Annotated in this window: 26 protein-coding genes; 11 read left to right on the forward strand and 15 right to left on the reverse strand. The window is 71.3% G+C overall.

Features of this window, described 5'->3' with window-relative positions:
• Positions 1–51: 51 nt before the first annotated feature.
• Positions 52–393, forward strand: coding sequence for a YrdB family protein (locus ACQCO7_RS16815; protein ID WP_464072596.1), 342 nt, complete (start codon positions 52–54; stop codon positions 391–393).
• 16 nt (positions 394–409) lie between these two features.
• Here ACQCO7_RS16815 and ACQCO7_RS16820 read toward each other — a convergent pair whose 3' ends face one another.
• Positions 410–1,684 carry an ATP-binding protein gene (locus tag ACQCO7_RS16820; RefSeq protein ID WP_464072597.1) on the reverse strand — a complete coding sequence of 425 codons (1,275 nt, stop codon included), beginning with the start codon at positions 1,682–1,684 and terminating at the stop codon, positions 410–412.
• A 103-nt stretch (positions 1,685–1,787) separates the two neighbouring features.
• Entirely contained in the window at positions 1,788–2,465 is a 678-nt protein-coding gene (locus ACQCO7_RS16825; protein WP_075824826.1) for a response regulator transcription factor, read from the reverse strand.
• A 265-nt stretch (positions 2,466–2,730) separates the two neighbouring features.
• Here ACQCO7_RS16825 and ACQCO7_RS16830 point away from each other — a divergent pair, with 265 nt between their 5' ends.
• Entirely contained in the window at positions 2,731–4,236 is a 1,506-nt protein-coding gene (locus tag ACQCO7_RS16830) for a peptide MFS transporter (RefSeq protein ID WP_464072598.1), read from the forward strand.
• Positions 4,237–4,344: 108 nt separating this feature from the next.
• Here ACQCO7_RS16830 and ACQCO7_RS16835 read toward each other — a convergent pair whose 3' ends face one another.
• The 5 genes from ACQCO7_RS16835 to ACQCO7_RS16855 all read right to left on the reverse strand — a co-directional run bounded on the left by ACQCO7_RS16835 (position 4,345) and on the right by ACQCO7_RS16855 (position 8,428).
• Positions 4,345–5,502 (reverse strand): hypothetical protein, encoded by a 1,158-nt coding sequence (locus ACQCO7_RS16835; RefSeq protein ID WP_464077220.1) that lies wholly within the window; start codon positions 5,500–5,502, stop codon positions 4,345–4,347.
• A 77-nt stretch (positions 5,503–5,579) separates the two neighbouring features.
• Positions 5,580–6,614 carry a hypothetical protein gene (locus tag ACQCO7_RS16840; protein WP_464072599.1) on the reverse strand — a complete coding sequence of 345 codons (1,035 nt, stop codon included), beginning with the start codon at positions 6,612–6,614 and terminating at the stop codon, positions 5,580–5,582.
• 4 nt (positions 6,615–6,618) lie between these two features.
• Positions 6,619–7,266, reverse strand: a complete 648-nt coding sequence (locus ACQCO7_RS16845; protein WP_464072600.1) for an LPXTG cell wall anchor domain-containing protein — start codon at positions 7,264–7,266, stop codon at positions 6,619–6,621.
• Between the two features lie 152 nt (positions 7,267–7,418).
• Positions 7,419–7,880, reverse strand: coding sequence for an ATP-binding protein (locus ACQCO7_RS16850; protein ID WP_464072601.1), 462 nt, complete (start codon positions 7,878–7,880; stop codon positions 7,419–7,421).
• A gap of 164 nt (positions 7,881–8,044) precedes the next feature.
• Complete coding sequence (locus ACQCO7_RS16855; RefSeq protein WP_464072602.1) at positions 8,045–8,428, reverse strand: STAS domain-containing protein; 384 nt, start codon at positions 8,426–8,428, stop codon at positions 8,045–8,047.
• A gap of 270 nt (positions 8,429–8,698) precedes the next feature.
• Between ACQCO7_RS16855 and ACQCO7_RS16860 the strand changes: the two genes are divergently transcribed.
• A complete protein-coding gene (locus ACQCO7_RS16860; RefSeq protein WP_464072603.1) occupies positions 8,699–9,589 on the forward strand; it encodes an RNA polymerase sigma factor SigF in 891 nt (296 codons plus the stop codon).
• A gap of 6 nt (positions 9,590–9,595) precedes the next feature.
• Here ACQCO7_RS16860 and hutI read toward each other — a convergent pair whose 3' ends face one another.
• The 4 genes from hutI to hutU all read right to left on the reverse strand — a co-directional run bounded on the left by hutI (position 9,596) and on the right by hutU (position 15,109).
• Entirely contained in the window at positions 9,596–10,828 is a 1,233-nt protein-coding gene (gene hutI / locus ACQCO7_RS16865; protein ID WP_464072604.1) for an imidazolonepropionase, read from the reverse strand.
• A 23-nt stretch (positions 10,829–10,851) separates the two neighbouring features.
• Positions 10,852–12,183, reverse strand: coding sequence for a formimidoylglutamate deiminase (locus tag ACQCO7_RS16870; protein ID WP_464072605.1), 1,332 nt, complete (start codon positions 12,181–12,183; stop codon positions 10,852–10,854).
• Positions 12,180–13,382, reverse strand: coding sequence for an allantoate amidohydrolase (locus ACQCO7_RS16875; RefSeq protein ID WP_464077221.1), 1,203 nt, complete (start codon positions 13,380–13,382; stop codon positions 12,180–12,182). Before ACQCO7_RS16875 ends, ACQCO7_RS16870 begins: the two co-directional genes overlap by 4 nt.
• 62 nt (positions 13,383–13,444) lie before the next feature.
• A complete protein-coding gene (gene hutU / locus ACQCO7_RS16880) occupies positions 13,445–15,109 on the reverse strand; it encodes a urocanate hydratase (RefSeq protein ID WP_464072606.1) in 1,665 nt (554 codons plus the stop codon).
• A gap of 150 nt (positions 15,110–15,259) precedes the next feature.
• Between hutU and ACQCO7_RS16885 the strand changes: the two genes are divergently transcribed.
• The 5 genes from ACQCO7_RS16885 (at position 15,260) to ACQCO7_RS16905 (ending at position 19,024) form a co-directional block, all read left to right on the forward strand.
• Positions 15,260–16,702, forward strand: a complete 1,443-nt coding sequence (locus ACQCO7_RS16885) for a type III PLP-dependent enzyme domain-containing protein (RefSeq protein ID WP_464072607.1) — start codon at positions 15,260–15,262, stop codon at positions 16,700–16,702.
• Positions 16,703–16,872: 170 nt separating this feature from the next.
• Positions 16,873–17,298: a hypothetical protein gene (locus ACQCO7_RS16890; protein WP_464072608.1), complete on the forward strand. Its 426-nt coding sequence runs from the start codon at positions 16,873–16,875 to the stop codon at positions 17,296–17,298.
• Between the two features lie 8 nt (positions 17,299–17,306).
• Positions 17,307–18,032, forward strand: a complete 726-nt coding sequence (locus ACQCO7_RS16895; RefSeq protein WP_464072609.1) for a transcriptional regulator — start codon at positions 17,307–17,309, stop codon at positions 18,030–18,032.
• Between the two features lie 34 nt (positions 18,033–18,066).
• Positions 18,067–18,633, forward strand: a complete 567-nt coding sequence (locus ACQCO7_RS16900) for a roadblock/LC7 domain-containing protein (protein WP_464072610.1) — start codon at positions 18,067–18,069, stop codon at positions 18,631–18,633.
• 16 nt (positions 18,634–18,649) lie between these two features.
• Positions 18,650–19,024, forward strand: coding sequence for a roadblock/LC7 domain-containing protein (locus ACQCO7_RS16905; protein WP_464072611.1), 375 nt, complete (start codon positions 18,650–18,652; stop codon positions 19,022–19,024).
• Between the two features lie 11 nt (positions 19,025–19,035).
• Here ACQCO7_RS16905 and ACQCO7_RS16910 read toward each other — a convergent pair whose 3' ends face one another.
• Positions 19,036–19,620 (reverse strand): hypothetical protein, encoded by a 585-nt coding sequence (locus ACQCO7_RS16910; RefSeq protein WP_464072612.1) that lies wholly within the window; start codon positions 19,618–19,620, stop codon positions 19,036–19,038.
• Between the two features lie 85 nt (positions 19,621–19,705).
• Positions 19,706–20,548 carry a MurR/RpiR family transcriptional regulator gene (locus ACQCO7_RS16915; protein WP_409115018.1) on the reverse strand — a complete coding sequence of 281 codons (843 nt, stop codon included), beginning with the start codon at positions 20,546–20,548 and terminating at the stop codon, positions 19,706–19,708.
• Positions 20,549–20,768: 220 nt separating this feature from the next.
• On the opposite strand from ACQCO7_RS16915, the gene ACQCO7_RS16920 reads away from it, so the two are divergent.
• The 3 genes from ACQCO7_RS16920 to ACQCO7_RS16930 all read left to right on the forward strand — a co-directional run bounded on the left by ACQCO7_RS16920 (position 20,769) and on the right by ACQCO7_RS16930 (position 23,717).
• A complete protein-coding gene (locus tag ACQCO7_RS16920) occupies positions 20,769–21,449 on the forward strand; it encodes a carbonic anhydrase (protein ID WP_464072613.1) in 681 nt (226 codons plus the stop codon).
• 127 nt (positions 21,450–21,576) lie between these two features.
• Complete coding sequence (locus ACQCO7_RS16925; protein WP_464072614.1) at positions 21,577–23,244, forward strand: SulP family inorganic anion transporter; 1,668 nt, start codon at positions 21,577–21,579, stop codon at positions 23,242–23,244.
• A gap of 35 nt (positions 23,245–23,279) precedes the next feature.
• Positions 23,280–23,717 (forward strand): hypothetical protein, encoded by a 438-nt coding sequence (locus ACQCO7_RS16930; RefSeq protein ID WP_464072615.1) that lies wholly within the window; start codon positions 23,280–23,282, stop codon positions 23,715–23,717.
• Here the strand turns inward: ACQCO7_RS16930 and ACQCO7_RS16935 are convergent.
• Complete coding sequence (locus ACQCO7_RS16935; protein WP_464072616.1) at positions 23,623–24,057, reverse strand: DUF6924 domain-containing protein; 435 nt, start codon at positions 24,055–24,057, stop codon at positions 23,623–23,625. The two genes, ACQCO7_RS16930 and ACQCO7_RS16935, sit on opposite strands and share 95 nt — an antisense overlap.
• Positions 24,058–24,432: 375 nt before the next feature.
• Complete coding sequence (locus ACQCO7_RS16940; RefSeq protein ID WP_464072617.1) at positions 24,433–25,821, reverse strand: cystathionine beta-synthase; 1,389 nt, start codon at positions 25,819–25,821, stop codon at positions 24,433–24,435.
• Positions 25,822–25,914 lie beyond the last annotated feature (93 nt).

Here is a 25,914-nt window from a genome sequence, read left to right on the forward strand (position 1 = left end):
GGGGCGCCTTCCATGTCGTCCGGGTACGGCTTTCACCCTTTGACCCTCGGCGTGAGGTTCGGGCTGGAGCTGGTGGCTCTGGTGTGCTTCGGGCTCTGGGCGTGGACTGTCGCGCCTCGTCCTCTGCGGTACGTCTGCGTGGTTGCCGTCCCCCTGATCGTGGCCGTGCTGTGGGGAGTCTTCGCCGTCCCGGGCGATGCGTCCCGGTCCGGGGAGACGGTGGTCGCGACACCTGGTCCGCTGCGGTTCCTGCTGGAGCTGGCGGTGTTCTTCGGCGGTGCGGCGGCGTTGTACGCGGCGGGATACCGCCGTCTCGCCGTGCTGCTCGCCGGTGTGCTGGTCGTGTACCACCTGCTGTCGTGGGACCGGGTCCTGTGGCTGGCCAGACACTGAGCCGCCGCAACACGCCCTAGCGCACCGTCGGCTCTTCCGTCTCCGCGGGCTTCTTCAGGGGCGCCGTGCGGGAGAGGAACAGGCCGAAGACCGGGGGCTGGGCCTGGAGCATCTCCAGCCGGCCGCCGTCCGCCTCCGCCAGATCGCGGGCCACCGCCAGGCCGATGCCCGTGGAGTTGCGGCCGCTGATGGCGCGCTCGAAGATGCGGGCGCCCAGGTCGGCGGGGACCCCCGGGCCCTCGTCGGTCACCTCGATCACCGACTGGTTGCCGGTCACCCGGGTACGGAGGGCCACGGTGCCGCCGCCGTGCATCAGGGAGTTCTCGATCAACGCCGCCAGCACCTGGGCCACCGCTCCCGGCGTGCCCACCGCCTGCAAGTGGCGTTTGCCCGAGCTGACGATCGCCCGGCCCGAGGAGCGGTACGCCGGGCGCCACTCCGCCAGTTGCTGCTGGATCACCTCGTCCAGGTCGAACGAGACCGCGTTGCCCGTGCGGGGGTCCCGGGAGTTCGTCAGGAGGCGTTCCACCACGTCCGTCAGGCGCTCCACCTGCGTGAGGGCCACGTTCGCCTCCTCCTTCACCGTCTCCAGGTCGTCGGTGAGGGTGATCTCCTCCAGCCGCATCGAGAGGGCCGTGAGCGGCGTACGGAGCTGGTGGGAGGCGTCGGCGGCCAGGCGGCGTTCGGCGGTGAGCATACGGCCGATACGTTCCGCCGAGGAGTCCAGGACGTCCGCGACCCGGTCCAGCTCCGGGACGCCGTACCGCTTGTGGCGGGGGCGGGGGTCGCCGGAGCCCAGGCGTTCGGCGGTCTCCGCGAGGTCCGTCAGGGGGGACGCCAGTTTGTTGGCCTGGCGTACGGCGAGGAGTACGGCGGCGATGACCGCCAGCATGGCGACGAGGCCGATGATCAGCAGCGTACGGCCGACCTCGCGGGTCACCGCCGACTTGGGCTCCTCGACCCGTACGGTCTCTCCCCGCTCGCCCGACTGCTGCGAGTGGATGACCTCGCCCTCGGGCTTCTCCCCGATCTCGATCGGCGCGCGACCGGGGATGCGGATCACGGCGTACCGGTCCTGCGTCACCTGGTCCCGCAGTATCCCGGCGTTCACGTCCTCCGACCCGAGCAGCCGGCTGTCCACGATCCCCACGAGCCGCACGGCCTCGGAGTCGACACGCTCCTGAGCGGCGTTGCTGATGGTCCGGCTCTCGACGATGACGAGGGAGACCCCGAAGACGGCGATGACGACGAGGACGACAGCGAGGGTGGACTGGATCAGACGACGACGCACAACTTCTCTCCGTACGACTAAGAAGCCGTAGTCCTCAGGTAGGGGCGGGGGGTCCCGCGACACACACCCCTACCTGAGGACTACGGCATTACGCGCGTAGCGCTCAGCTCTTCTCGAACCGGAAGCCGACACCCCGGACGGTGGCGATGTACCGGGGGTTGGCCGCGTCGTCGCCCAGCTTCTTGCGCAGCCACGAGATGTGCATGTCCAGCGTCTTCGTGGACGACCACCACGTCGTGTCCCACACCTCACGCATCAGCTGGTCACGGGTCACCACCCGCCCGGCGTCCCGCACGAGCACCCGCAGCAGGTCGAACTCCTTCGCCGTGAGCTGGAGTTCCTCGTCCCCCATCCACGCCCGGTGCGACTCGACGTCGATGCGCACACCATGCGTGGCCGGCGGCTGCGAGGGCTCGGTGGCGCCACGCCGCAGCAGCGCCCGGACCCGGGCCAGCAACTCCGCGAGACGGAACGGCTTGGTGACGTAGTCATCGGCACCCGCGTCGAGCCCCACGACCGTGTCGACCTCGTCCGCGCGGGCGGTGAGGATGAGGATCGGCACGGCGTGGCCCTCGGAGCGCAGCCGGCGGGCGACTTCGAGGCCGTCCATGCCGGGGAGTCCGAGGTCGAGCACGACCAGGTCGATGCCGCCCTGCATCCCGGCGTCGAGCGCGGTCGGTCCGTCCTCGCGCACCTCGACCTCGTACCCTTCCCGGCGCAGGGCGCGGGCCAGAGGTTCCGAGATGGACGCGTCGTCCTCGGCTAGCAGTACACGGGTCATGAAGCTGATGGTAGTCCGCACGGGAGGTGGCCAGGGGTGTGATCGCCCTGTCTGTTTCTTACCAAGGGGCAAGACGGGGCATCACGGGCGCGCGAGTCTGGTCCAGACCTTGTGATCCATGCCTCAAACACTTCCATTTCGCCCCCTACTCCGTCGTAAGGTGGCCAAACGCCTGTTGCACTGCGGGGACCTTCGGCGAGAAGCCGGGGGTCCTTTTTCGTGCGTACCGGTGTAAGCGACCTGTAAACAGCAGCAAGGATCCATCATGGCGTCCAGCCTGACGAAGGACTCGGTACGTCCGGGCACCCCCGGCTCCACCGGTACCTTCTTCGGCCACCCGCGCGGCTTGGCCACTCTGTTCCTGACGGAGATGTGGGAGAGGTTCTCGTACTACGGCATGCGGGCTCTGCTGCCGCTGTACCTGGTGGCACCGGGCGGTATGCACCTGAGCGCCGGTACGGCGACGGCGATCTACTCCGTGTATGTCTCGCTGGTGTACCTCCTCGCGCTGCCCGGCGGCTGGTTCGCGGACCGCGTGCTCGGGCCGCGCCGGACCGTCGCCACCGCCGGTGTGATCATCATGGCCGGTCACCTGTGCCTCGCGGTCCCGTCCTCCGCCAGCTTCTACGGCGGTCTCGGCCTCGTCGCGCTCGGCTCCGGCCTGCTGAAGGCCAACATCTCGACGATGGTCGGCCACCTCTACGACGGCCCGGACGACCCGCGCCGCGACGGCGGCTTCACGATCTTCTACATCGGCATCAACCTGGGCGCGTTCGCCGCACCGCTGGTGATCGGCACCATCGGCGAGAACGTGAACTGGCACTTCGGCTTCGCGCTCGCCGCCGTCGGCATGGCGCTGGGCCTCGGCCAGTTCCTGCTGGGTACGCGCCACCTGAGCGAGCGCAGCGACGCCGTACCGACCCCGCTGTCCGCCGCCGAGCGGACGGCCACCCTGCGCAAGGGCCTGACCTGGCTCGCGATCGCCGCCGTCTTCTACGGCGTCGTCGGCTTCAGCGGCCACTACACGCTGAACTGGGCGCTGATCCCGCTGACGGTCGTCGGTCTCGTCGTCCCGATCCTGGTGATCGGGCGGATCAAGCGGGACAAGGACCTCGACGCGACCGAGCAGTCGAAGATGTCCGCCTACATCTGGTTCTTCATCGCCGCCGCCGTGTTCTGGATGATCTACGACCAGGGCGGGTCGACGCTGTCGATCTTCGCGGAGGGCAAGGCCGACAACACGGTCTTCGGCTGGGAGTTCCCGGTCTCCTGGTACCAGTCGGTCAACCCGGTCATGATCATGGCGCTCGCGCCGGTCTTCGCGTGGCTGTGGCTGTGGCTGAACCGGCGCGGTCAGGAGCCGAGCACGATCGTGAAGTTCGCGGCCGGTCTCGTGCTGGTCGGCGCCTCGTTCTTCCTGTTCCTCGCGCCGCTGTCGATCGCCGAGGGCGGGCACAAGGCCGCCGCGCTGTGGATCGCCGGGATCTACTTCGTGCAGACGCTGGGCGAGCTGACTCTCTCCCCGGTCGGCCTCTCCGTCACGACGAAGATGGCACCGGCCAAGTACGCGTCCCAGATGATGGGCGTCTGGTTCCTCGCGGTGACGGCCGGCGACTCCGTGACGGCGCTGCTGTCCAACCCCGCCGTCGGTGGGGTCGACCTGGACAGGATGGGCTTCGTCGCCCTCGAAGCCGTCCTCGCGGTGATCGCGGGCGGCGCCGTCTGGATGTACCGCAAGCGCGTCAACTCCCTGATGGGCGACGTCCGCTGAGGTTGCCGTGCGGTGCGGGAGGGCCGTCCCCGAGGGGGCGGCCCTTCTCCGTGTCTACGGTGTCTACGGCGTCTACGGCGTCTACGGCGTCTACGGCGTCTACGGTGCCTATCGGGTCTTCCGCTTCGGCAGGAACGTGAACACGGCCCCGCCCAGCAGGACCGCCGTCCCGGCCACCAGCCCCAGCGCCTTCAGCGCGCCGTGGTCCTCGGAACCCGTGTTCGCGAGGCCGCCGGTGCTGCTGGAACCGCCGCTCGTGGAGGAGCCCCCGGAGGCGCCGCCTTCCTGCTTCTCGGTCGTCAGCGTCAGGGAGACCAGGCTCCGGTCCGGCGTGCACGTCGTCTTCGTGCCGAGCGCCTCGATGAGCAACACCCCTGGCGCCAGGGTCGATTCACCGGTCGCGCCGGGTTTGTAGGTGCCCTTCAGATCGGGGATCTGGATGGGGTCGCCGGTCTTGATCGCGCCGGAGTTGAGGGCCCCTTCGACGTGGACCGTCCCCGTGTCCGCGCCGCCGAGCTTGACCTCCATGGACGGTTTGACCGAACCGGCCGGAATGTCGGCGGGCGAGTTCATCACCGATTTCTTGAACTGGACGGAGAGGTCGTAACTCCCGCCGTTCTTCTTGGCGTTGATCTGGACGGGCGAGGTCGCCTTCTTCTCGCCGAGGGGTGACTGGCAGGTGTAGGGGACCTCGACGACCTTGCCGGTGAAGTCGGTGGGTTCGGGGGAGGACGTGACGGACGGGGACGGCGTCGAGGTAGCGGTCGGCGTCGACGTCGAGGTGGGCGTCGAAGTCCCGGTGGCCGTAGGCGTGTTGCTCGCGCCCGTCACCGTGATCGTCGCGGCCGGCGACACCGTCTGCGTCGGCGTGCAATCCGTGTTCGTCCCCATCGCGTTGACGACGTACGCGTCCGGCGTCAGCTTCACCTCCCCCGGCGCCGTCAGCTTGACCGTCCCCTTCATGTCGGCGAGGACCATCGCCCCGCCCTTGGGGATCGCCGGGTTCTCGCGCGGCCCGGTCATCGCCACGTCCCCGCTCTGCGCCCCGGACGCCTTCAACGTGCCCGACGGCTGTACGGAGTTGGCGGGCAGGTCGATGATGTCCGGGTTCTTCGACGCGGCCTGCGTGAACTTCCAGACGACGTCCACGGTGTCCCCGACCTTCGCCGTGGCCGGCGCGGTGATCCGCACCTTGGTGGTCCCGTCGACGGGCGGTATCCCGGCCGGGGGGACGCAGTGGGTGGTGTACGACACCTCGGCGGCCATGGCGGGCACGGCCGCGAGCCCGAGCAGCGCGCTCGTCCCGACCGCGACCACTGCGACGGCCGCTCTCCTGGTGGCTCTCACGTCATGCCCTTCCTGCTGGAGGTCGTTCGGTCGTCGTGCGGTGCGGAGAGGCGGCCCTGGGTGTCCGGGGAGAACCATGGCAGGGTCGGGCTCGTGGCGTCCGCGTTCGGCGGCGGCTCCGGCCTGCGGATACGTCCGCGCAGTCGTCGTACGCCGCCCCGCTTGCGGTGTTGACGGGGGCGGACCTTGTCGACGATCGCCATGCCGATGCGGAACAGCGCCGAGGGGACCACGATCGCCGCGAGCGCCCAGAAGAGGACGACGCCCCAGGGGCGGCCCACGTCCCAGGGCCGGTCGGCGAGGACCTTGCCGCCGTATCTCAGGGAGACCGTGTAGTCGCCGTGCGCCCCGCTGCTCAGCTCGAACGGCAGCTCCAGGCGCGCCTTCTGGCCGGGCGCGAGGGTGCCGTCCCACTGGTGGTCGTCCCACTCGGGTGCGAACACGCCGTGTGCGGTGCCGACTTGGAAGACGGGGTTGCGGACGGGCGTCGTCCCGGCGTTCCCGACCGTCACGACCAGCTTGCGGGCGGGGGGTGCCCCGAACCAGGTCAACAGGCCGCTGGAACCCTTGAGTCGAGGGTCCGTCAGGACACGCAGCGCGCCGGTCGGCGACTCCTGGGGCAGCGGCTTCTCCTCGTGCCCCGCGACCTTCAGTACGGCGTCGGCCTGCGCCTTCCGGCCCGTGGCCGTCGCGACGTGGACGACGCACGGGCACGGCACCGGCGGCCCCACGACCGGGAGCCCCCGGCTGAACCTGCCCCGCGCGTCGGTCGTCACGGCCCGGCCGTCCGCGTTGGCACAGGAGTTGGTGCCGCCGAGCACGCCCCTTGAGGGGCTGGCCTGGCCGCACAGCAACAGCGTGAGCAGCGTGTCCGCCGGCCAGCCCGCGCCGCTGACGGTGACCGAACTCCCCTTGCCCGCCACTGATGTGCCGAGCTGGACCGTCGGTCCCGACGCCGCTTGCGCCGTCCCCGGCACGGTCAGGCACAGCGCGAGGGCGGCGAGCAGCGCGGCGCCTCTTCTGACCAGCACGGCCCTAACGAGCACGGCGCGTCAGCCACAGAGCACCGGCGGCGCCGGTCAGCAGGATCGTCCCGCCGAGCGTGCCGAGCGCGACGAAGGAGTCCTCGGGGCCGGTCTGCGGGAGCTGTGGCGCCGGGGTGTCCGGCGAGGACCCCGCCGTCACGTCCAACGTCAGTGACGCGCCGGGTGAGTTGGTCGGCGTACACGTCGTCGTCGTACCGAGCGCGACGATCGTCAGCACACCGGCGGTGAACGTGACCTTCCCGGACGCCTTCGGTGTGTACGTACCGCTCAAGTCGCTGATCTTTATCGGGGTGTTGGCCGGAATCGCGGCCTGGTTCGCGGACCCGGTGACGGTGAGGGTCCCGCTGTCCGCGCCGCCCAGCTCGACGGTGGCCCTCGGCTTCATCGCCCCGGCGCCCAGCTCGACCGGGCTCGACGAGACCCCCTTCTGCCACGACATGGTGATGCGGTAACCGCTCCCGCTCTTCACCCCTTTGATGTCGATCGGCGAGAGGGCGCTCTTGTCCCCGATCGGCGTCTTGCAGGCGTAGTTGACGTCGACGACGGCGGCCGAGGCACCTGGCGCGACCCCCACCACCCCCACCCCGGCAAGAACCGCGCCCGCCGCGAGCACGCCACTCCGCTTCCGCATGGCCACGATTCCTCACCCCTGACGCCTCATCAGATTCGGTGCGCCAAGGTACGCCGGGCGGCTTGAGGAGGGAAGGGAAACAGCGGCGCGGAGTGTGCGGGGCCGGGGCGGCCGTCAAGTCGTCGCGGGGTGGCCAGGACGCCCAGGCGGGTTCCGTGTCAGGCGGGTGCCCCCAGTTCCGCCCACACCGTCTTGCCCGCCACCCCCTGCGCCCGTACGACCCCCCAGTCCAGGCACAGCCTCTGCACGATGAACATCCCGTGCCCCCCGGGCCGCCCCGCGCGGTGCGGCGTGCGCGGTGACGGCTGGCCCGCCCCCCGGTCCACGACCTCGACCCGGATGACCTTGTTGTCGCAGGAGATGCGGATCTCCTCGGGGCCCCCGGCGTGCAGGCACGCGTTCGTGACCAGTTCGGAGACGACGAGGAGCACGTCCTCGGCGGCGGCGCGGCGGTCCGCGCCGGACGCCGGGAGCCAGCCCCACGCGTACAGCGCCTGCCGGGCGAAGTCCCGGGCGAGCGGTACGACGCCGCTCGCGCCGTCGAGACGCAACCGCCGGACACCCTCGCCGGACGGCTCACCACCGGACGGCACAGACGCAGGGGGCCGGGTCGTGCTCATCAGCGCTTCACCTCACCAGGTTGACCGGTTCCAAAGGCACCAGGTCATTCTCAGGGCCGACGGCGCCCGCTCCCGCGCGGGTTCGTACACACGTGCCGCCGACATGTTCACGAAGTCTCCTGCCCGGCGCGGCGTACGGAACACACTCCGGCGGGCGGGCAGTCTCAGCCGTCGGCGTCCTGGCCCGGCAGCGCGTCGGCGACCGTGGCGTGAACGGTGAAGACGGCCTCCGCGCCGGTGATCTCGAAGACCCGGGCGACGGCCGGCCGCATCCCGGCGAGGTGGACGCCACCACCGGCGGCCTCCGCCTTGAGACGGGCGCCGAGCAGCACGTTCAGTCCGGTGGAGTCGCAGAACTCCAGCCGTGAGCAGTCGATGACGAGACGGCTGAAACCCTTCGCCAGACACGCGTCCAGAGGTTCGCGCAGCAGCTCCGCGGTGTGGTGATCGAGCTCACCCGCGGGGGTGACGACCGCGCTGGAGCCCTCTTCCCGCACCTCCACCAGCAGCCGGCCCGACTGTGCGCTGCCGACCGTCCCGTGGTCCATGCCGTCATCTCTCCCGAGGTCGTAGCCGTGTACCGATGCTCCCGAACACTACGCCTTGTACACCATCTCTCGACACTCGAACAACCACACCAAGCTTGACAAAACGGGCATATCATGGTTGCGGTCGGGCCGGGGAAGCAGGTAGGGCTAGTAGCAGCCCCGTTTCCCGGGGGAAAGACCGGACGGCTTCGGAGGCGCCGCACACCGCAGTCCACATGTACTGGCTCCGGCAGCCATTCGCCACACCTGCCGAGAACGATGGAGGACGACATGTCACCCCGGCTCGACGTATCCCGGCCCCCGACGGCGGCGTCGACACCCCCACCGGAACAGCTTGATCCCCACGACCTCGATCCCCTCGCGGATCTTCCGGACATCCCCCCGTACGACGAGATCGGCGCGGTCGACGCCCGCGCGCTGTCCAAGACGCTCTTCGCCCGCCTCGAAGCCCTCGAAGAGGGCACCCACGAGTACGCGTACGTCCGCAACACCCTCGTCGAGCTCAACCTCGCGCTCGTCAAGTTCGCCGCCTCGCGCTTCCGCTCCCGCAGCGAGCCGATGGAGGACATCGTCCAGGTCGGCACGATCGGGCTGATCAAGGCCATCGACCGGTTCGAGCTGAGCAGAGGCGTCGAGTTCCCCACCTTCGCCATGCCGACCATCGTCGGTGAGATCAAGCGGTTCTTCCGGGACACGTCCTGGTCCGTGCGCGTGCCGCGCCGGCTCCAGGAGCTGCGGCTCGAACTCGCCAAGGCGGGCGACGAGCTGTCCCAGCGGCTCGACCGCTCCCCCACCGTCGCGGAGCTGGCCGAGCGGCTCGGCATCTCCGCCGACGAGGTGGTCGAGGGGATGGCCGCGTCCAACGCGTACACCGCCTCCTCCCTCGACGCGCAGCCCGACGAGGAGGAGACGGAAGGCGCGCTGGCCGACCGGATCGGGTACGAGGACCACGGGCTCGAAGGGATCGAGTACGTCGAGTCGTTGAAGCCCCTCATCGCCGGACTCCAGCCCAGGGAACGGCGGATCCTGTCGCTGCGGTTCGTCGCCGGGCTCACGCAGTCGGAGATCGGGGAGGAGCTGGGGATCTCGCAGATGCATGTGTCGCGGTTGCTGGCGCGGACGCTGGTGCGGCTCAGGAAGGGTCTGACCGTGGAGGAGTGACTCCGGTCAGACCTCTTGTGTCCCCTTCCGCCACACCCCCCTCACCAACGGCACTCCCGGCCGGTAGGCCAGGTGCACGTGGCTCGGGGCGTCCAGGAGGACCAGGTCCGCCTGGGCGCCCGGAGTTACGCGGCCCACATCCGTACGCCGCAGCGCCGCCGCCCCTCCCGCCGTCGCCGACCACACCGCCTCGTCCGGGGTCATCCCCATGTCCCGTACCGCCAGCGCGATGCAGAACGGGACCGAGGACGTGAAGGACGAACCCGGGTTGCAGTCGGTCGAGAGGGCGACCGTGGCCCCCGCGGCCAACAGGCGCCGTGCGTCCGGCCATTCGGCTCGGGTCGAGAACTCCGCGCCCGGCAGGAGGGTGGCCACCGTGTCGCTGTTGGCCAGCGCGTCCACGTCCTCGTCCGTGAGGTGCGTGCAGTGGTCCGCGCTCGCCGCGTCCAGTTCCACGGCGAGCTGGACGCCCGGTCCGTACGTGAGCTGGTTCGCGTGGACGCGGGGGTGGAGGCCCTTTTCCCTGCCCGCGTTGAGGATCGCCCGTGCCTGGTCGCCGTCGAACGCGCCCTTCTCGCAGAAGACGTCGACCCAACGGGCGTGCGGGGCGCAGGCGTCGAGCATCTCGCCGGTGACGAGAGCCACGTACGCGGCGGGGTCGTCGGCGTGGTCGGGGGAGACGATGTGCGCGCCGAGGTACGTGACCTCGTCCGTGTGGCGTGCGGCGATGCGGAGCGCGCGGGACTCGTCCTCGACCGTCAGGCCGTAGCCGGACTTGGTCTCCATCGTGGTCGTGCCCTGGCGCAGGGCTTCCGCGAGGTAGCCCGTGAGGTTCGCTTCGAGGGCCTCGTCGGTGGCCGCGCGGGTCGCCGCCACCGTCGTACGGATGCCCCCGGCCGTGTACGGGCGGCCTGACATGCGCGCGTTGAACTCGGCCGTGCGGTCGCCCGCGAAGACGAGGTGGGAGTGGGAGTCGACGAAGCCGGGGAGGAGGGCCCGGCCACCGGCGTCGACCCGATTGTCAGTGGCGGGTGCTTTGCTGGATTCACCGGTCCAGACGACACGGTCGCCGTCGATGACGACGGCCGCGTCGTGGATCAGTCCGAGGGGGGTGTTGTCGCCCAGGGAGGGGTCGTTGGTGACGAGAGTGCCGATGTTCGTGATGACGGTCGTCGTACCGGTCGTGCTGTTCGCCTGGTTCGGCCCGATGGGGCTGCTGGGTGTGGTGGGGGCGTTCATGGCGTCCTCGTGGGTTGCGAAGGTCAGGAGCGCAGGTCGGCGACGGCCGCCGCGAGGGCTCGCGGGACGTCCGGTACGGCGGTGTGGGCCCCGTCCCGTACGACGTGCCGGCCGCCCACGACCGTATGGCGGACATCTGCCGCCGACGCGGCGAATACGGCCGTCTCCGCGCCCAGTCGCGGCAGCGGGCCCGCGGTTCTGACGGAGTCGAGGGCGACCGTCGTGAAGTCGGCCAGGGAGCCGGGGGCGAGGGTGCCGGCGTCGTCCCAGCCGAGCGCGGCGTGGCCGTCCACCGAGGCCGCCCGCAGGAGGGCCGCCGCCGTCCAGTGGCCCCGGGTGCGGCTGCGCAGGCGCTCGTTCAGCTCCATCGCGCGGGCCTCCTCGAAGAGGTCGATCACGGCGTGGCTGTCGGAGCCGAGACAGAGCGGGGAGCCGGCCTGCTGGAGGGCCACGGCGGGTCCGATGCCGTCGGCCAGGTCGCGTTCCGTCGTCGGGCACATGCAGGTGCCGGTGCCCGAGCCGCCGATCAGGGCGATGTCCCCGTCCGTGAGGTGGGTGTTGTGGACGCCGGTGGTGCGGGGGCCGAGGACGCCGTGGTCGGCGAGGAGTCCGGTCGGTGTGCGGCCGTGGGCGGCCTGGCAGGCGTCGTTCTCGGCGGTCTGCTCGGAGAGGTGGATGTGGAGGGGGGCGCGGCGCTCCGAGGCCCAGGCCGCGACGGTCGCGAGCTGGTCCGCCGGGACCGCCCGTACGGAGTGGATCGCCGCGCCGATCCGTGCGTGATCTCGTTCCTTGAGTTCTGAACAGCGTGCCGCCCAGCTCTCCGCGTCGCCGTCGGAGAAGCGGCGCTGGTGCCGGTTCGGTGCCTGGCCGAACCCCGCCGACAGGTAGCAGGCGTCGAGCAGCGTGATCCTGATCCCGGCGTCCGCCGCCGCCTGGATCAGGGCCTCGCCCATCGCGTTGCGGTCGGCGTAGGGGGTGCCGTCCGGGGTGTGGTGGACGTAGTGGAACTCGCCGACCGTCGTGATCCCGGCGAGCGCCATCTCCGCGTACACCGCGCGGGCCAGCGCGTGGTACTTCTCCGGGGTGAGCCGGTCCGCGACGCCGTACATCACCTCGCGCCAGGTCCAGAACGTCCCGGACCCGACCTGGACCGTGCCGCGCAGGGCCCGGTGGAAGGCGTGGCTGTGCGCGTTCGCCAGGCCGGGCAGGGTCAGGCCGCGCAGGACCTCCGCGCCCGGGGGCGGGGTCCCGACGCCCTTGTGTACGGCCGTGATCCTGCCGTCGGTGACCTCCAGGGCCACGCCCGGTTCCACCGCCGGGTCCAGCCAGGCGTGCTCCAGCCAGAACGTCGTCATGCGCGGGCCAGCCCTTCCAGTACGTCGGCGAGCGCCTTCACCCCGGCCACGCAGTCGTCCTCCGTCGCGGACTCCGCCGGGGAGTGCGAGACGCCGGTGGGGTTGCGCACGAACAGCATGGCGGTCGGGATGCGTCCCGACAGGATGCCGGCGTCGTGTCCCGCGCCGGTGCCGAGGACGGGGACGGTGAGGCCGGTGTCCTTGCCGAGGAGTCGGGCCAGTTCGTCGCGCAGGGCGTGGTCGAACTCCACGACCGGCGTGAACGACTCGCGGACGACGTCCAGTTCGACGCCGTGCTCCTGCGCGTAGGTCTGCGCGGCCTTCTCGATGCCGGTGACCACGGTGTCGAGGGCCTCCTGTCCGGCGGCGCGGGAGTCCAGCCAGCCGCGTACGAGGGAGGGGATCGCGTTGACGCCGTTCGGCTCGACGGAGATCTTGCCGAAGGTGGCGACGGCTCCGGCGAGTTGCGCTTCGCGCCGGGCGGCGAGCACGGTCTCCGCGTACGACAGCATCGGGTCGCGCCGGTCCACGAGGCGGGTGGTTCCGGCGTGGTTGGCCTCGCCCCGGAAGTCGAACCGCCAACGTCCGTGCGGCCAGATGGCGCTGGCGATCCCGACCTGGTCGCCGGAGAGGTCCAGCGCCCTGCCCTGCTCGACGTGCAGTTCGACGAAGGCGCCGATCCGGTCGAGGCGCTCGTTGTCGGCGCCGATGCCGTCGGGGTCGTACCCGGCGGCTTCCATGGCCTTCGGGAGGCTGATCCCGTCGCCGTCGGCGAGCTGGTGGGCCTGCGCGCGGGTCAGCTTCCCCGAGGTGAGCCGGGACCCGACGCAGGCGAGCCCGAACCGGGCGCCCTCCTCGTCCCCGAAGTTGACGATGCCGAGGGGCTTGGCGAACCGGACGCCCCGCGCGCGGAGTTCATCGAGCGCGGCGAAGGAGGACACGACTCCGAGGGGGCCGTCGAAGGCGCCCCCGTCGGGGACGGAGTCGAGGTGGGACCCGGTGACGACGGCGTCCCCGGCGGCGGGGTCCCCGAGCCAGGCCCACTGGTTCCCGTTCCGGTCGACCTCGTACGCCAGTCCCCGCAGCTCGGCCTGCTCCTGGAACCAGGCCCGGCAGTCGGCGTCGGCGGGGCTCCAGGCGAACCGCCGGTAGCCGCGGGAGTCGGGGTGGCGGCCGATGGGGTGGAGCTGGCGCCACATCTCCTGGAAGGAGGGGGGAGCCACGGACAGCGTCGCGGCCCCCACCGGAGCGTTCCCGTCGCTCACGCGTCCCCGCCCTCGCGCATCGGGATGCGGACGCCGCGTTCGTCCGCCACCGTCTCGGCGATGTCGTAGCCCGCGTCCACGTGGCGGATGACGCCCATGCCGGGGTCGTTCGTCAGGACGCGGCGGATCTTCTCGCCCGCCAGCTTCGTGCCGTCGGCCACGCTGACCTGGCCCGCGTGGATCGAGCGGCCCATGCCGACGCCGCCGCCGTGGTGGATCGACACCCACGACGCCCCGGACGCGACGTTCACCATCGCGTTGAGCAGCGGCCAGTCGGCGATCGCGTCGGAGCCGTCGAGCATGGCCTCGGTCTCGCGGTACGGGGAGGCCACCGAGCCGGCGTCCAGGTGGTCGCGGCCGATCGCCAGCGGCGCCGCCAGCTCGCCGCTCGCGACCATGTCGTTGAAGCGCTCGCCCGCCTTGTCGCGCTCGCCGTAGCCGAGCCAGCAGATGCGGGCGGGGAGGCCCTGGAAGTGGACGCGTTCGCCGGCGAGCTTGATCCAGCGGGCGAGGGACTCGTTCTCGGGGAACAGCTCCAGGATCGCCTTGTCCGTCTTCGCGATGTCGGACGCCTCGCCGGAGAGCGCGGCCCAGCGGAAGGGGCCCTTGCCCTCGCTGAAGAGGGGGCGGATGTACGCGGGGACGAACCCGGGGAAGGCGAACGCGCGGTCGTATCCGGCGAGTTGGGCCTCACCGCGGATGGAGTTGCCGTAGTCGAAGACCTCGGCGCCGGCGTCCATGAAGCCGACCATGGCCTCGACGTGGCGGGCCATGGACTCGCGGGACCGGGTGGTGAACCCGGCCGGGTCCTTCGCCGCCGCGTCGGCCATGTCGGCGAAGTCGACGCCGACCGGCAGGTAGGAGAGCGGGTCGTGCGCCGAGGTCTGGTCGGTCACGATGTCGATGGGGGCGCCCTCGGCGAGCATCTGCGGGAGCAGCTCGGCGGCGTTGCCGAGCAGGCCGATGGACAGCGGCTTGCGCTGGTCACGGGCCTCGGTGGCGAGCTGGAGCGCGTGCGCGAGGCTGTCGGCCCTGACGTCCAGGTAGCGGTGCTCGATACGGCGCTCGATGGCACGCGGGTCGCAGTCGATACAGATCGCGACACCGTCGTTCATGGTGACGGCGAGGGGCTGGGCGCCGCCCATCCCGCCGAGCCCGGCGGTGAGCGTGATCGTCCCGGCGAGGGTGCCGCCGAACTTCTTGGCGGCGACGGCGGCGAACGTCTCGTACGTGCCCTGGAGGATGCCCTGGGTGCCGATGTAGATCCAGGACCCGGCGGTCATCTGGCCGTACATGGTCAGCCCGAGCGCCTCCAGGCGCCGGAACTCCTCCCAGTTCGCCCAGTCGCCGACGAGGTTGGAGTTGGCGATGAGGACGCGCGGCGCCCACTCGTGCGTCTGCATGACGCCGACGGGGCGCCCGGACTGGACGAGCATGGTCTCGTCCTGCTTGAGGGTCCGCAGCGTACGGACCATCGCGTCGAAGGAGCGCCAGTCGCGCGCGGCCTTGCCGGTGCCGCCGTAGACGACGAGCTTGTCGGGGTGCTCGGCGACCTCGGGGTCGAGGTTGTTCTGGAGCATCCGCAGGGCGGCTTCCTGCTGCCATCCCAGGGTGTTCAGTCCGGTTCCGCGGGGGGCTCGAACGGGCCGGGGTCCTGACATGGGCTGCCTCCTGGGGCACGTCGTCGATATTCCGGTTCTATTCACATAGTCGCCAGCTGAATAGAACTAGTCAATAGGGCGGGGAACCGACACGCCCGCCGTACGGGTGTTTGGCTGAAAGGAGGGGCACACCCACGCACGAGCCGGGGCATGCTCCGGCCGACGGCGACGACACGGCAGTACCGGTACCGGACCACCTCGACGGGGGCTGAAGTGCGGCAGGCGGCAGACGGGCAAGCGGTGGACGACGGACGAGCGGTACGCCGGGACGACGCGGTCCGCGCGGCGGTGGAACAGGGCCTGCTGGGCCCGGACGCCCCGGTCGTGGGCCTCCTGGACGTCACCGGCATCAAGGAGTCGGCGGCGGAGCTGACGGCCGCGTTCGACGCCGTCGTCCCCCCGGGCACCCCGGTCCTGCACGCCTTCGCCGTCAAGGCCACCCCTCTGGTACCGGTACTGCGCCTGCTGCGCGAGGCCGGGATCGGCGCCGAGGTCGCGAGCCCCGGTGAGCTGGCCCTCGCGCGCGCCGCGGGATTCGGCGCGCGCTCGACCGTACTCGACTCCCCGGCGAAGACCCCGGCGGAGCTGCGCGAGGCGCTGGCCCTGGGGATCGCGGTGAACGCGGACAACCCGCAGGAGCTGGCCCGGATCGACGCCCTCCGGCGCGAGGCGCCGAGCACCTCCCCCCTCGGTCTGCGGGTGAACCCGCAGGTCGGCGGCGGCACCATCGAGTCGACCTCGACGGCCACCCCCACCTCGAAGTTCGGTGTCGCGCTGAGGGACGAGGGCGCGCGGGAGTGGGTGATCGGGGTGTACGCGCAGCGCCCGTGGCTGACCCGCCTGCACGCGCACACCGGCTCGCAGGGCGTGCCGCTGACGCTGATGGCGCGCGGCGTGGCGGAGACGTACGCACTGGCCGAGGAGATCAACCGGCGGATCGGCCGCCGCCAGATCGACACCGTGGACATCGGCGGCGGCCTGCCGGTGAACTACGGCTCGGAGGACACCACGCCGACGTACGCGCAGTACGCCCGCCTCCTGAAAGAAGCGGTCCCAGGACTGCTCGACGGCCGGTACGGGCTGGTCACCGAGTTCGGCCGCTCGCTGCTGGCCGAGCAGGGCACGGTGGTGGCGCGCGTGGAGTACGCGAAGAGCGCGGGCGGCCGGCGCATCGCGGTGACGCACGCGGGCGTCCAGGTGGCGACCCGGACCGTGTACATGCCGGGCTCGTGGCCGCTCAGGATCGCCGCGTACGACGCGAAGGGCCGCGCCAAGAGCGGCCCCGAGGCCGTGCAGGACGTCGCCGGTCCGGCGTGCTTCTCGGGTGACCTGCTGGCGCGCGGGCGTTCGCTCCCGCTGCTCGAACAGGGCGACTACGCGGCGGCGCTGGACACGGGCGCGTACTACTTCGCCCACCACTACGCGTACAACTCCCTTCCCCGGCCCGCCATCTACGGGTACGCGCCCGGCGCGGACGGCCGTACCGGGTTCGCGCTCGTCCGTGCGGCCCAGACGACGGCGGAGATCCTCGCCGAGGCCGGAGGGGCGTACGGCGACGCGCTCACCACCCTGGGCGCGCCCGAGCGCCCTTGACGCACGCCTGCGACCTGGGTGTTCGATAAGCCCGAAAAGCAGGCAAACTCACCCACTCTAGCTTGCCGTTGGCATTTTCCAAGGGGAAATGCCAAACACCTCACTCGTCGCACACACGGTCTGTAGCGTCTCTCTCACTCAGCCGTAACCGAGGCGGGAGGGGAACCGCGGTGCCCGGAATCGACGAGTGTCTGCTGGAGGCCATGCGCCTGCCCGGAGCCCGGGGCGCGGCCCTGGTCGACTGGACCAGCGGGCTCGCGCTGGGGTCCGTCGGGGAGTTCCCCGGCGGGGACGCGGAGGCGGCGGCGACGGAGGCTGCGGAGGTGGCCCGACTGACCGTCGAACAACGGGCGTTCGCGCCGGAGACGCCGGAGACGCCGGACGCCGGTGCTGGTGCTGGTGCTGGTGCTGGTGACGATCCCTCGGTCGAGGACCTCATCATCAGCAACCGCGACAGCTACCACCTGCTCCGGTTCGTCCGCACCGACTTCGACAGCAGCGTCTTCCTGCACGTGTGGCTCGGCCGCCGCGACGGCAACCTCGCGCTCGCGCGCATCCGGCTCGAAGAGATGGCCGGGAAGCTGGTGCTGGGGTGATGGCCGTCATGACAGCGCTCCCCGTCCGCGAGCACGTCACCGGCGAGGTGGCCCCGCTCCTCGCCCGGCTCGCGGCCGAGGAGGCGAGCGGGGTGCTGATGCGGGACAGCGGCGCGCTGCACCTGGTCCGGGGGCGGGTGGTGTACGGCGAGAGCGTGGCGGCGCCGGGCCCCGAAGCCCTCATGGGCACCCGCGAGAGCCTCCAACTCCTCGTCCGGGAGGGGCGGTTACCGCACGGCGCCGGTGAACTCTGCCTGCTGGGGGCGCTCTTCGACGCCGCGTACTTCACCCTGACGCCGGGTGACGCCCCCGCCCGTTTCCGGTACGACGACACCGGGTACGACCCCGGCCCCGTACAGCCCGTCGACGCCGGGCTCCTGGAGCGCGAGACGCGCCGGCGCCGGGCCCTGCTCGACCGGCTCTGGCCGGACGCCCGCACGGACGACGCGCCCTTGCGCCTCGTCGACTCCCACCCTCCGCCGCGCTGGCTCCCCGCGCGCAGGCGGGCCGTCCTCGCCGAGGTCGACGGGGAACGCACGGCCACCGGGATCGCGCACCGGCTCGGGCGGCGGGCCTTTCCCACGCTGCTCGACGTACGGCGGCTCGCGGCGGCGGGGTTGGTGACGGTGCAGCCGCTGCCGGTTCCGACAGCGGTGTCGGTCAGGGAAGTTCCGGCCGACGATCCCCAACTCACCCTGCTGAAAAGGCTCAGAGATGCGCTGGAGGCCCTTTGAGCGGCAGCGACCGCAGCCCGAGAGGAGAGATCTGATGGGTGTTCACGAGGCCGAGATACTCGACGAGTTGAGACGGCTGCGGGCCTCCGTGCCCCAGCTCACCGGCGCGCTCACGGCCAGCGTCGACGGGCTGGTGCTCGCCGCGGACACGCCCGGGGTCGAGCCGGAGGGCGTCGCCGCGCTCACCGCCGCCGCGCTCGGCGTCGCCGTACGCCTCGCGGACGAGACCGGGCAGGGGGAGTTGCGCGAGCTGCTCGTGCGGGGGGTGTACGGGTACGTCGCCACGTACGCCGCCGGCGAGGCCGCCGTGCTGACGCTGCTCGCCCAGGACCGGGTGAACGTCGGCCGGTTGCACCTCGAAGGGCGGCGGACCGGGGCTCGGATCGGGGAGTTGGTGGACTCGGCGGCCGGGGAGAACGCCGCCGCGAAGCAAGCCGCGAAGACGAGTGCCGTGAAGAGATCAGGGGCCTCCACCAGTGCCGCGAAAAAGACCGGGGCGGCCGAGAGCACGCCCCTCCCCAAGCTCCCCCCACTCCCCCCACTGCCCGCCCGACCGGCGCGCACCCCCACCGACAACACGCGTGCCACCACCGAGAGTTGAAAGGAACCCAACGACCATGGCCAACACCGAGACCGCCCTCAAGGAAGCCCTCGCGTCCATCGAGGGGGCCACCGCCATCGCCCTCGTCGACTACACGAGCGGCATGGCCCTCGGCACGCTCGGCGGCAGCAAGAGCTTCGACCTCAACGTCGCCGCTGCCGGCAACACGGACGTCGTCCGCGCGAAGATGCGGACGATGGAGCACCTCGGCCTCAAGGCGCAGATCGAGGACATCCTCATCACCCTCTCCGACCAGTACCACCTCCTGCGCCTCCTCAGCGGACGCGGCGGCAACGGGCTGTTCCTGTACCTCGTCCTGGACGCGAAGCGGTCCAACCTGGCGATGGCGCGGCACCAGTTGAAGCGGATCGAGGAGGATCTGGAGGTCTGAGGGGGCTCGCCTCAGGCTCCGACCGTGGTGCGGCGGCGCGCTCCTCCGGGGGCCGCGTCGCCCGCCGCGATGCCGGTGCCGCGGTATCCCTTCACCGCCCTGCCCGCCGGGGCGCCGCCGTATCGGCCCAGCCAGTCCACCCGTACCCAGAGGAGTTCGCCCTCGGTCCGTTCCCGGCGGCCCAGCCAGGCGGACTTCAGGCGCAGGCCGGTTCCGTAGCCGGCGATGAGCATGCCCGCGGCTGCGGGGACGGCGAAGGAGCTGACGATCCCGAGGGCGAGGGCGAGGAGGAGCCACCAGCGGTTGCCGTGGCGCCAGTTGCGTACGGTGACCGCGCGGTCCTGGAGGGCGTCGTGCCTGCCGGCGCGTGCCGCGCTGCGGGCGAGGGCGGCGTACCGCTTGCGGCGGGCGTACGCCGTGACGGCGGCGGCGAGGACGAACAGCGCGGCGCCGGCGAACACGCCGATCCGTCGGCCGGTGATCCCCGGCACCAGCACTCCGACCCCCGCCGCGAACACCCCGCACCACCACCACGGCGCGGCCCCCGCCCTCACGACGACGGCCACCCGCGCCAGCCCTTGTCCTCCACGCACCATGCCACCCGCCTCCTCGTCACCGACGTTCCGCTCCGCGGAAGCTACCGAGCGAACGTGAGACGAACCTGAGAGCCGAGCACCCGCCTCACTCCACGAACAACCCCCGCGCGACCGCCCCCGCGTCGAACTCCTCCAACCGGGCCTGCGCGTCCGGCAGGTCGTCGCACATCGCCTCCAGCAGCACCCGCCCCAGCAGCATCGGCGCACAGGCCGTGTCGAACGCCAGCCCCGTCCCCACCGCCGCCGGAAGCAGCAGGTCCGACGCCTTCGCCACCGGCGCGAACGCCGAGTCGGCGACCGTGACGACCGTGAGGCCCGCCCCCTTCGCGTACGTCAGGGTGTCGAGGACCTCCTTCGGGTGCCGCGGCAGCGCGAAGCACAGGAGTGCGCTCGCCCCCGCGCGGACCGCCGCGTCGATGCGGTCCTGGAGCATCGAGCCGCCCTCGTCGAGGAGCCGGACGTCCGGGTGGACCTTGGCCGCGAAGTACGAGAACCCGTACGCCTGGGAGGCCGCCGCACGCAGGCCGAGGACCGGCAAGGGGCGGGACGCCGCGAGGAGTTGACCGGCCCGGCGGACGGGCGCGGGGTCGGCGAGGACCTCCGCGAGGTGCCGGAGGTTCTCGATCTCGGCCTCGACGGCCTGCTGATAGGCGTTGTAGTCCTGGGAGGAGGCGGCACGGTCGCCCGGCGCGACCTCGCGGAGGTGGCGCCGGAGAGCGGGGTACCCGTCGAACCCGAGGGCCACGGCGAACCGCGTCACGGACGGCTGGCTCACCCCCGCCAGCTCCGCCAGCTCGACACTCGACAGGAACGGCACATCAGCCGCCCGCCGGACCATGCTGTGCGCGATCCTCCGCTGCGTCGGCGTGAGCCGGTGTCCCTCGAAGAGCGTCTGGAGCCGGGCGGCGGGGCCCTCGGACACGCTCATTCTTGTGCTCCCCCTGGCTATTCAGGCTGCATGGTTCCTGCATGTTGTTATACACCCGGGGCCGAGGCCGTCACCCCGTCAAGCCCCCGTATCGGACCGGCGATGATCTGAACACGAAAACACAAAGTGTCGTTAAACAGGCACACACCGTGACGGATCAGGTGCATACCGTGAACAGGCCCTCCGCCGAGGGTTCTTGGTACGACCCCGAGGATGCGTCATGCCCTCCAACCGCCGGGCCTTCCTGACGGCCACCGCCGTCGGCGCCCTGGCCACCGCACCGGCCGCAGCCGCGACCCGCACCCCGCGCAGCCCCCTCCCCACCGGCCCCCCGGCCACGGCGTCCGCCGCCCTGGCCGAACTCCTCGCCGGCAACGAGCGGTACGCCGGGGGCCGCTCCAGCCACCCCCACGAGGACCGCCGCCTGCGCCACACCCTCGCGGGCGCCCAGCACCCGTACGCGATCGTCCTGGGCTGCATCGACTCCCGCGTCCCGCCCGAGCTGATCTTCGACCAGGGCCTCGGCGACGTCCTGTGCATAAGGACGGCGGGCCAGGTCCTGGACGAGGCGGTGCTCGGCTCGATCCAGTACGGCGTGACCGAACTCGGCATCCCCCTCGTCCTGGTCCTCGGCCACGAACGCTGCGGAGCCATCGCCGCCACCCTCGACCACCTCCGCACCGGCGACGAGGTCCCCGGCCACCTCGAACTCCTCGTCGAGGAGATCGCCCCGGCGGCCCACCGCACCCGCGCGACCCCCGGCGACTGGGCCGAACACACCATGACCGCCCACACCACCTGGGTCCGCGACGCGATCCGCACGGACCCCGCGTTCGCCCGGGCCCAGGTGACGGCGGCGCGGTTCGACCTGGACACGGGGCTGGTGTCGCTGCTGCCGTGACCGGCGGAACGACGGTACGGCGTACGGCAGTCCGGCGACGCGATCCGTGAACTGCCGTACGCCCTCGCAGCCCCGGCCACCCCCGACCCACCCCACCGCTCCGCACCCCCGCGAAGAAGCCGCCCCCATGAACCTCCCCCTCCCCACCCTCACCGACCTCCGCACCCTCACCCACGACCCCCGCCGCAACCTCCTCTGCGGCCTGACCGTCGCCGTGGTCGCCCTCCCCCTCGCCCTCGGCTTCGGCGTCAGCTCAGGGCTCGGCGCCGCGTCCGGCCTGGCGACCGCGATCGTCGCCGGCGCCCTCGCGGCACTGTTCGGCGGCAGCGCACGCCAGGTCTCCGGCCCGACGGGCGCCATGACGGTCGTACTGGTCCCGATCGTCCACCACTACGGCACCGACGGCGTCCTCACGGTCGGCCTCCTCGCGGGCCTGATCCTCATCGCCCTGTCCTTCGCGAGAGCGGGCGCGGCGATGGCGTACGTGCCCGCCCCGGTGATCGCCGGTTTCACGGTGGGCATCGCGGCGGTGATCGCCCTCCAGCAGATCCCGAACGCACTCGGGGTCCCCCTGCCGCACGGCGAACAGGTGGCGGCGGTGGCGGCGAGGGCGGCAGAGGAGTTCGAGACGGCCCCCCATTGGCCGGCACTGCTCCTGTCGACGGGTTCGGCGGCGCTGGTGCTGGCGGGGGCAAGGTGGAAACCGACGGTCCCGTTCTCGCTGGCGGCGGTGGGATTGGCGACGGCGGTGACGGAGGCATTGAAGCTGGACGTAACAAAGATCGGCACCCTCCCATCGTCCCTACCGACCCCGTCGCTCGGCTTCCTGGACGTAACCCGAATCCCAACGCTCCTGGCCCCAGCGGTAGCAGTAGCCGCCTTGGCGGCACTGGAGTCCCTACTCTCCGCATCGGTAGCAGACGAAATGTCGAAGAACCGGCGTCCGGCAGAGTCTTTCAGGGGCGCGGGGCTGCATCAATTTGCGGCTCCGCCGCGGGGCGCGACCAGCCACAACGAACCCGCACCCACCCACAACCCCTCCAAAGAACTCTTCGGCCAGGGAATCGCCAACCTGGCGGCCCCCCTCTTCGGCGGAGTCCCCGCCACAGGCGCAATCGCCCGCACAGCAGTGAACGTAAGAACCGGCGCCACCTCCCGCCTAGCAGCGCTAACCCACGCAGTGATCCTCGCCGGAATCGTCGCAGCAGCCGCCCCCCTGGTCTCCCGCATCCCGCTGGCAGCCCTCGCCGGAGTCCTGTTGGCGACAGCCATCCGCATGGTCGAAACAGGCCCAGTACGAGCAATGGCCCGAGCCACCAAGGGCGACGCCCTCGTCCTCGTCCTCACCGCGGCCTCCACCCTCGCCCTGGACCTCGTCCGAGCCGTCCTCATCGGCCTGGCCGTCTCCACGGTCCTCGCCCTCAAGGCCGCCGCGACCACCACCCGCCTGACCCCCGCCGCCACGGACGAACACCCCGGCACGGAGTCGATCAGCCTCCGCTACGACGGCCCCCTCCTCTTCGCCGGCGCCCACAGCCTCCGCCGGGCCCTCACGGACGTACACGGTGTGAACGAGGTGGAGCTGAGGCTCTCGGGACTGACGGCGATGGACGCGACAGGCGCCCTCGCGCTGAAGGACGCGGTGGGAGAGCTGCGCGGCAGGGGCGTCGACGTACACCTCAGTGACATCGGCCCCGCGCACAGGCGCACGCTGGAGTCCGTGGGCCTCCTCCCGGCACCCCCCATGCCGAAGAGGGGGGCTATCCCCCGTGCGGCCGAGGCCCCCGCTCCCTAGCCTGGAGAAGGTTCCAGGGGATTGAGGAGACAACGATGACAGCGGGCCGGGACACCGAACTGAAGAAGGAACTGGACGCGACCCTGCACGCGCGCAGGGAACTGGGCGAGGAGTACGACTCGGCGCTGGTCGAGTCGTTCCTGGAGAAGGTGGACCAGCGGATAGACGGCGCGGTGGAACGCCGGGTACGCCGCCAGTTCGCGGAACAGCAGATGTCGGCGGCGCGGGACTCACGCACCCCGCACGCCACGGACTCGTGGGGCGAACGCTTCGGCTTCGGCATCGTCTCCCTGGTCCTCGCGATCCCGCTCTCGGCGATCGGCGCGGTGAACGCGGACCTCCCGGGCCTCCTGATCACCTGGACGGGCATCGTGGGCGTCAACGCGGTCCACGCGGTCCGCTCCACCCCCGAGCTGCTGGAAGCGCTGCGGGGACGCCGGAAGAAGCGCGGGGAGGACCGCTGGGAGGACTGACCGCCTCGCACAGGTAGTCCTCCAGATCGGCGGCGCCGGACGACAGGTACGCCGACACCTGCGCGAACATCCCGACCGGCACCCGCAGCGTCGCTCCCACCAGATCCGCCAGATCGAGGGCCAGCAGCAGGTGTTCGCGCTGGGCGAGGGCGTCCGCGAGGAAGACGTGATGCAGATCCTCCGAGAGGAGCGTCCCGACCTCGACCCCGTCGTACCGGGAATCGTCCACGCACGTGGCGTCGGCCCCCAGCGCCGTACGCAGCGCTTCCCACGCACGGTCGTCGGTGAAGTCCGTACGCAGGACGAGCGAGGTCAGACCGTTGGGCTGGGGAAGCGGCATACGAAACATCCTCGCAGGCACCCCGTACAAAAAAGTATGCGCGGGGACCGCCGCACCCCCGGTAAGGGGGGCGGGACGACGGCGGTCCCCGCGGGGGACGCGAGCTAGGCCCTGCGTCCTGGCGTCTGTGGAGGTCCGGGAGCCGCTCCGGAGGTCCGTGACGCCGTTTTGGTTGCCGGTTCGGCGGGGAGCCGCTCCCGCCTGCCGACATCCCCTAATGTGCCGGACTCGTGTTAAGCGTGTGCTGCGCGGACGTGACGCGCTCGTACCACTTCCGCGAAGTCCGCCGTGCGGGCGAACGAAGCGGAAGTCCGACGGCCGACCCGGGGGTTCACCGCAGGTTTCCCCGCCGTACACCCCCGGCGCGGGTCGGTCTCACTTGCCGCCCTTCGCGAGGAACGCCAGCAGGTCCTGTCGGCTGACGACCCCTTTCGGCTTGCCCTCGACGAGCACGATCGCCGCGTCCGCCTCACCGAGCACCGACATCAGGTCCTCGACCGGCTCCCCGGAGCCGACCTGCGGCAGCGGCGCGGACATGTGCTTCTCCAGCGGGTCCACGAGCGACGCCCGGTTGTTGAACAGCGCGTCGAGCAGCTCCCGCTCGACGACGGACCCGACGACCTCGGCGGCCATGACGTCCGGGTGCCCGGCGCCGGGCTTCACGACGGGCATCTGCGAGACGCCGTACTCGCGCAGCACCTCGATCGCCTCGCCGACCGTCTCCTCGGGGTGCATGTGCACGAGGGACGGGATCGCGCCGTGCACCTTGTCGTCGAGGACGTCGCTGACGCGGGCGCTGGGGCCCTCGTCCTCCAGGAAGCCGTAGTCGGCCATCCATTCGTCGTTGAAGATCTTCGACAGGTACCCGCGCCCGCTGTCCGGCAGCAGCACGACGACCACGTCGTCGGGACCGAGCCGCTCGGCCACCCGCAGCGCGCCGACGACCGCCATCCCGCAGGACCCACCGACCAGGAGACCCTCCTCCTTCGCGAGGCGGCGGGTCATCTGGAAGGAGTCCTTGTCGGAGACAGCGACGATGTCGTCGACGACGGTCCGGTCGTACGCGGTCGGCCAGAAGTCCTCACCGACGCCCTCGACGAGGTACGGCCGTCCCGAGCCGCCGGAGTACACGGAGCCCTCGGGGTCGGCGCCGATGACCTGGACCTTGCCGCCGCTCGCGTCCTTCAGGTACCGGCCGGTGCCGGAGATCGTGCCGCCCGTGCCGACGCCGGCGACGAAGTGCGTGATCTTCCCCTCGGTCTGCTCCCACAGCTCCGGGCCGGTGGAGTGGAAGTGGGAGAGGGGGTTGTTCGGGTTGGAGTACTGGTCCGGCTTCCACGCGCCGGGCGTCTCGCGCACCAGCCGGTCGGAGACGTTGTAGTACGAGTCCGGGTGCTCCGGGTCGACGGCGGTGGGGCAGACGACGACCTCGGCGCCGTACGCCCGCAGCACGTTGATCTTGTCCGTGCTCACCTTGTCGGGGCACACGAAGATGCAGTGGTACCCCTTCTGCTGCGCCACGATCGCGAGGCCCACGCCGGTGTTCCCGCTGGTCGGCTCGACGATGGTGCCGCCCGGCTTGAGCGCGCCGCTCTCCTCCGCCGCCTCGATCATCCGCAGGGCGATGCGGTCCTTCACGGAACCGCCGGGGTTGAAGTACTCGACCTTCGCCAGAACGGTGGCCTGGATGCCCTTGGTCACGCTGTTGAGCCTCACCAGCGGGGTGTTGCCGACGAGGCTGATCATCGAGTCGTGGAATTGCACCGTTGTCTCCGGTTGCTTGCAAAAAACGTGGTCGTGATGGTCGCCAGCCTAAACGTGTTCACTCCTGGGTGAGATTGACCGACGGGTCGTACG

The organism is Streptomyces saintjeani (assembly GCF_055409605.1).

Excerpts from the sequence above, each read along its gene's own strand:
- ACQCO7_RS16935 (WP_464072616.1), bottom strand. The coding sequence starts at position 24,057 with ATGCCGCTTCCCCAGCCCAACGGTCTGACCTCGCTCGTCCTGCGTACG.
- ACQCO7_RS16925 (WP_464072614.1), top strand. The coding sequence starts at position 21,577 with ATGAACCTCCCCCTCCCCACCCTCACCGACCTCCGCACCCTCACCCAC.
- ACQCO7_RS16905 (WP_464072611.1), top strand. The coding sequence starts at position 18,650 with ATGGCCAACACCGAGACCGCCCTCAAGGAAGCCCTCGCGTCCATCGAG.
- ACQCO7_RS16900 (WP_464072610.1), top strand. The coding sequence starts at position 18,067 with ATGGGTGTTCACGAGGCCGAGATACTCGACGAGTTGAGACGGCTGCGG.
- ACQCO7_RS16915 (WP_409115018.1), bottom strand. The coding sequence starts at position 20,548 with ATGAGCGTGTCCGAGGGCCCCGCCGCCCGGCTCCAGACGCTCTTCGAG.
- ACQCO7_RS16855 (WP_464072602.1), bottom strand. The coding sequence starts at position 8,428 with ATGGACCACGGGACGGTCGGCAGCGCACAGTCGGGCCGGCTGCTGGTG.
- ACQCO7_RS16850 (WP_464072601.1), bottom strand. The coding sequence starts at position 7,880 with ATGAGCACGACCCGGCCCCCTGCGTCTGTGCCGTCCGGTGGTGAGCCG.
- hutU (WP_464072606.1), bottom strand. The coding sequence starts at position 15,109 with ATGTCAGGACCCCGGCCCGTTCGAGCCCCCCGCGGAACCGGACTGAAC.
- hutI (WP_464072604.1), bottom strand. The coding sequence starts at position 10,828 with ATGAACGCCCCCACCACACCCAGCAGCCCCATCGGGCCGAACCAGGCG.
- ACQCO7_RS16860 (WP_464072603.1), top strand. The coding sequence starts at position 8,699 with ATGTCACCCCGGCTCGACGTATCCCGGCCCCCGACGGCGGCGTCGACA.
- ACQCO7_RS16870 (WP_464072605.1), bottom strand. The coding sequence starts at position 12,183 with ATGACGACGTTCTGGCTGGAGCACGCCTGGCTGGACCCGGCGGTGGAA.
- ACQCO7_RS16910 (WP_464072612.1), bottom strand. The coding sequence starts at position 19,620 with ATGGTGCGTGGAGGACAAGGGCTGGCGCGGGTGGCCGTCGTCGTGAGG.
- ACQCO7_RS16825 (WP_075824826.1), bottom strand. The coding sequence starts at position 2,465 with ATGACCCGTGTACTGCTAGCCGAGGACGACGCGTCCATCTCGGAACCT.
- ACQCO7_RS16875 (WP_464077221.1), bottom strand. The coding sequence starts at position 13,382 with ATGTGGCGCCAGCTCCACCCCATCGGCCGCCACCCCGACTCCCGCGGC.
- ACQCO7_RS16920 (WP_464072613.1), top strand. The coding sequence starts at position 20,769 with ATGCCCTCCAACCGCCGGGCCTTCCTGACGGCCACCGCCGTCGGCGCC.
- ACQCO7_RS16885 (WP_464072607.1), top strand. The coding sequence starts at position 15,260 with ATGCTCCGGCCGACGGCGACGACACGGCAGTACCGGTACCGGACCACC.
- ACQCO7_RS16835 (WP_464077220.1), bottom strand. The coding sequence starts at position 5,502 with ATGGCCGCCGAGGTGTCGTACACCACCCACTGCGTCCCCCCGGCCGGG.
- ACQCO7_RS16830 (WP_464072598.1), top strand. The coding sequence starts at position 2,731 with ATGGCGTCCAGCCTGACGAAGGACTCGGTACGTCCGGGCACCCCCGGC.
- ACQCO7_RS16895 (WP_464072609.1), top strand. The coding sequence starts at position 17,307 with ATGACAGCGCTCCCCGTCCGCGAGCACGTCACCGGCGAGGTGGCCCCG.
- ACQCO7_RS16930 (WP_464072615.1), top strand. The coding sequence starts at position 23,280 with ATGACAGCGGGCCGGGACACCGAACTGAAGAAGGAACTGGACGCGACC.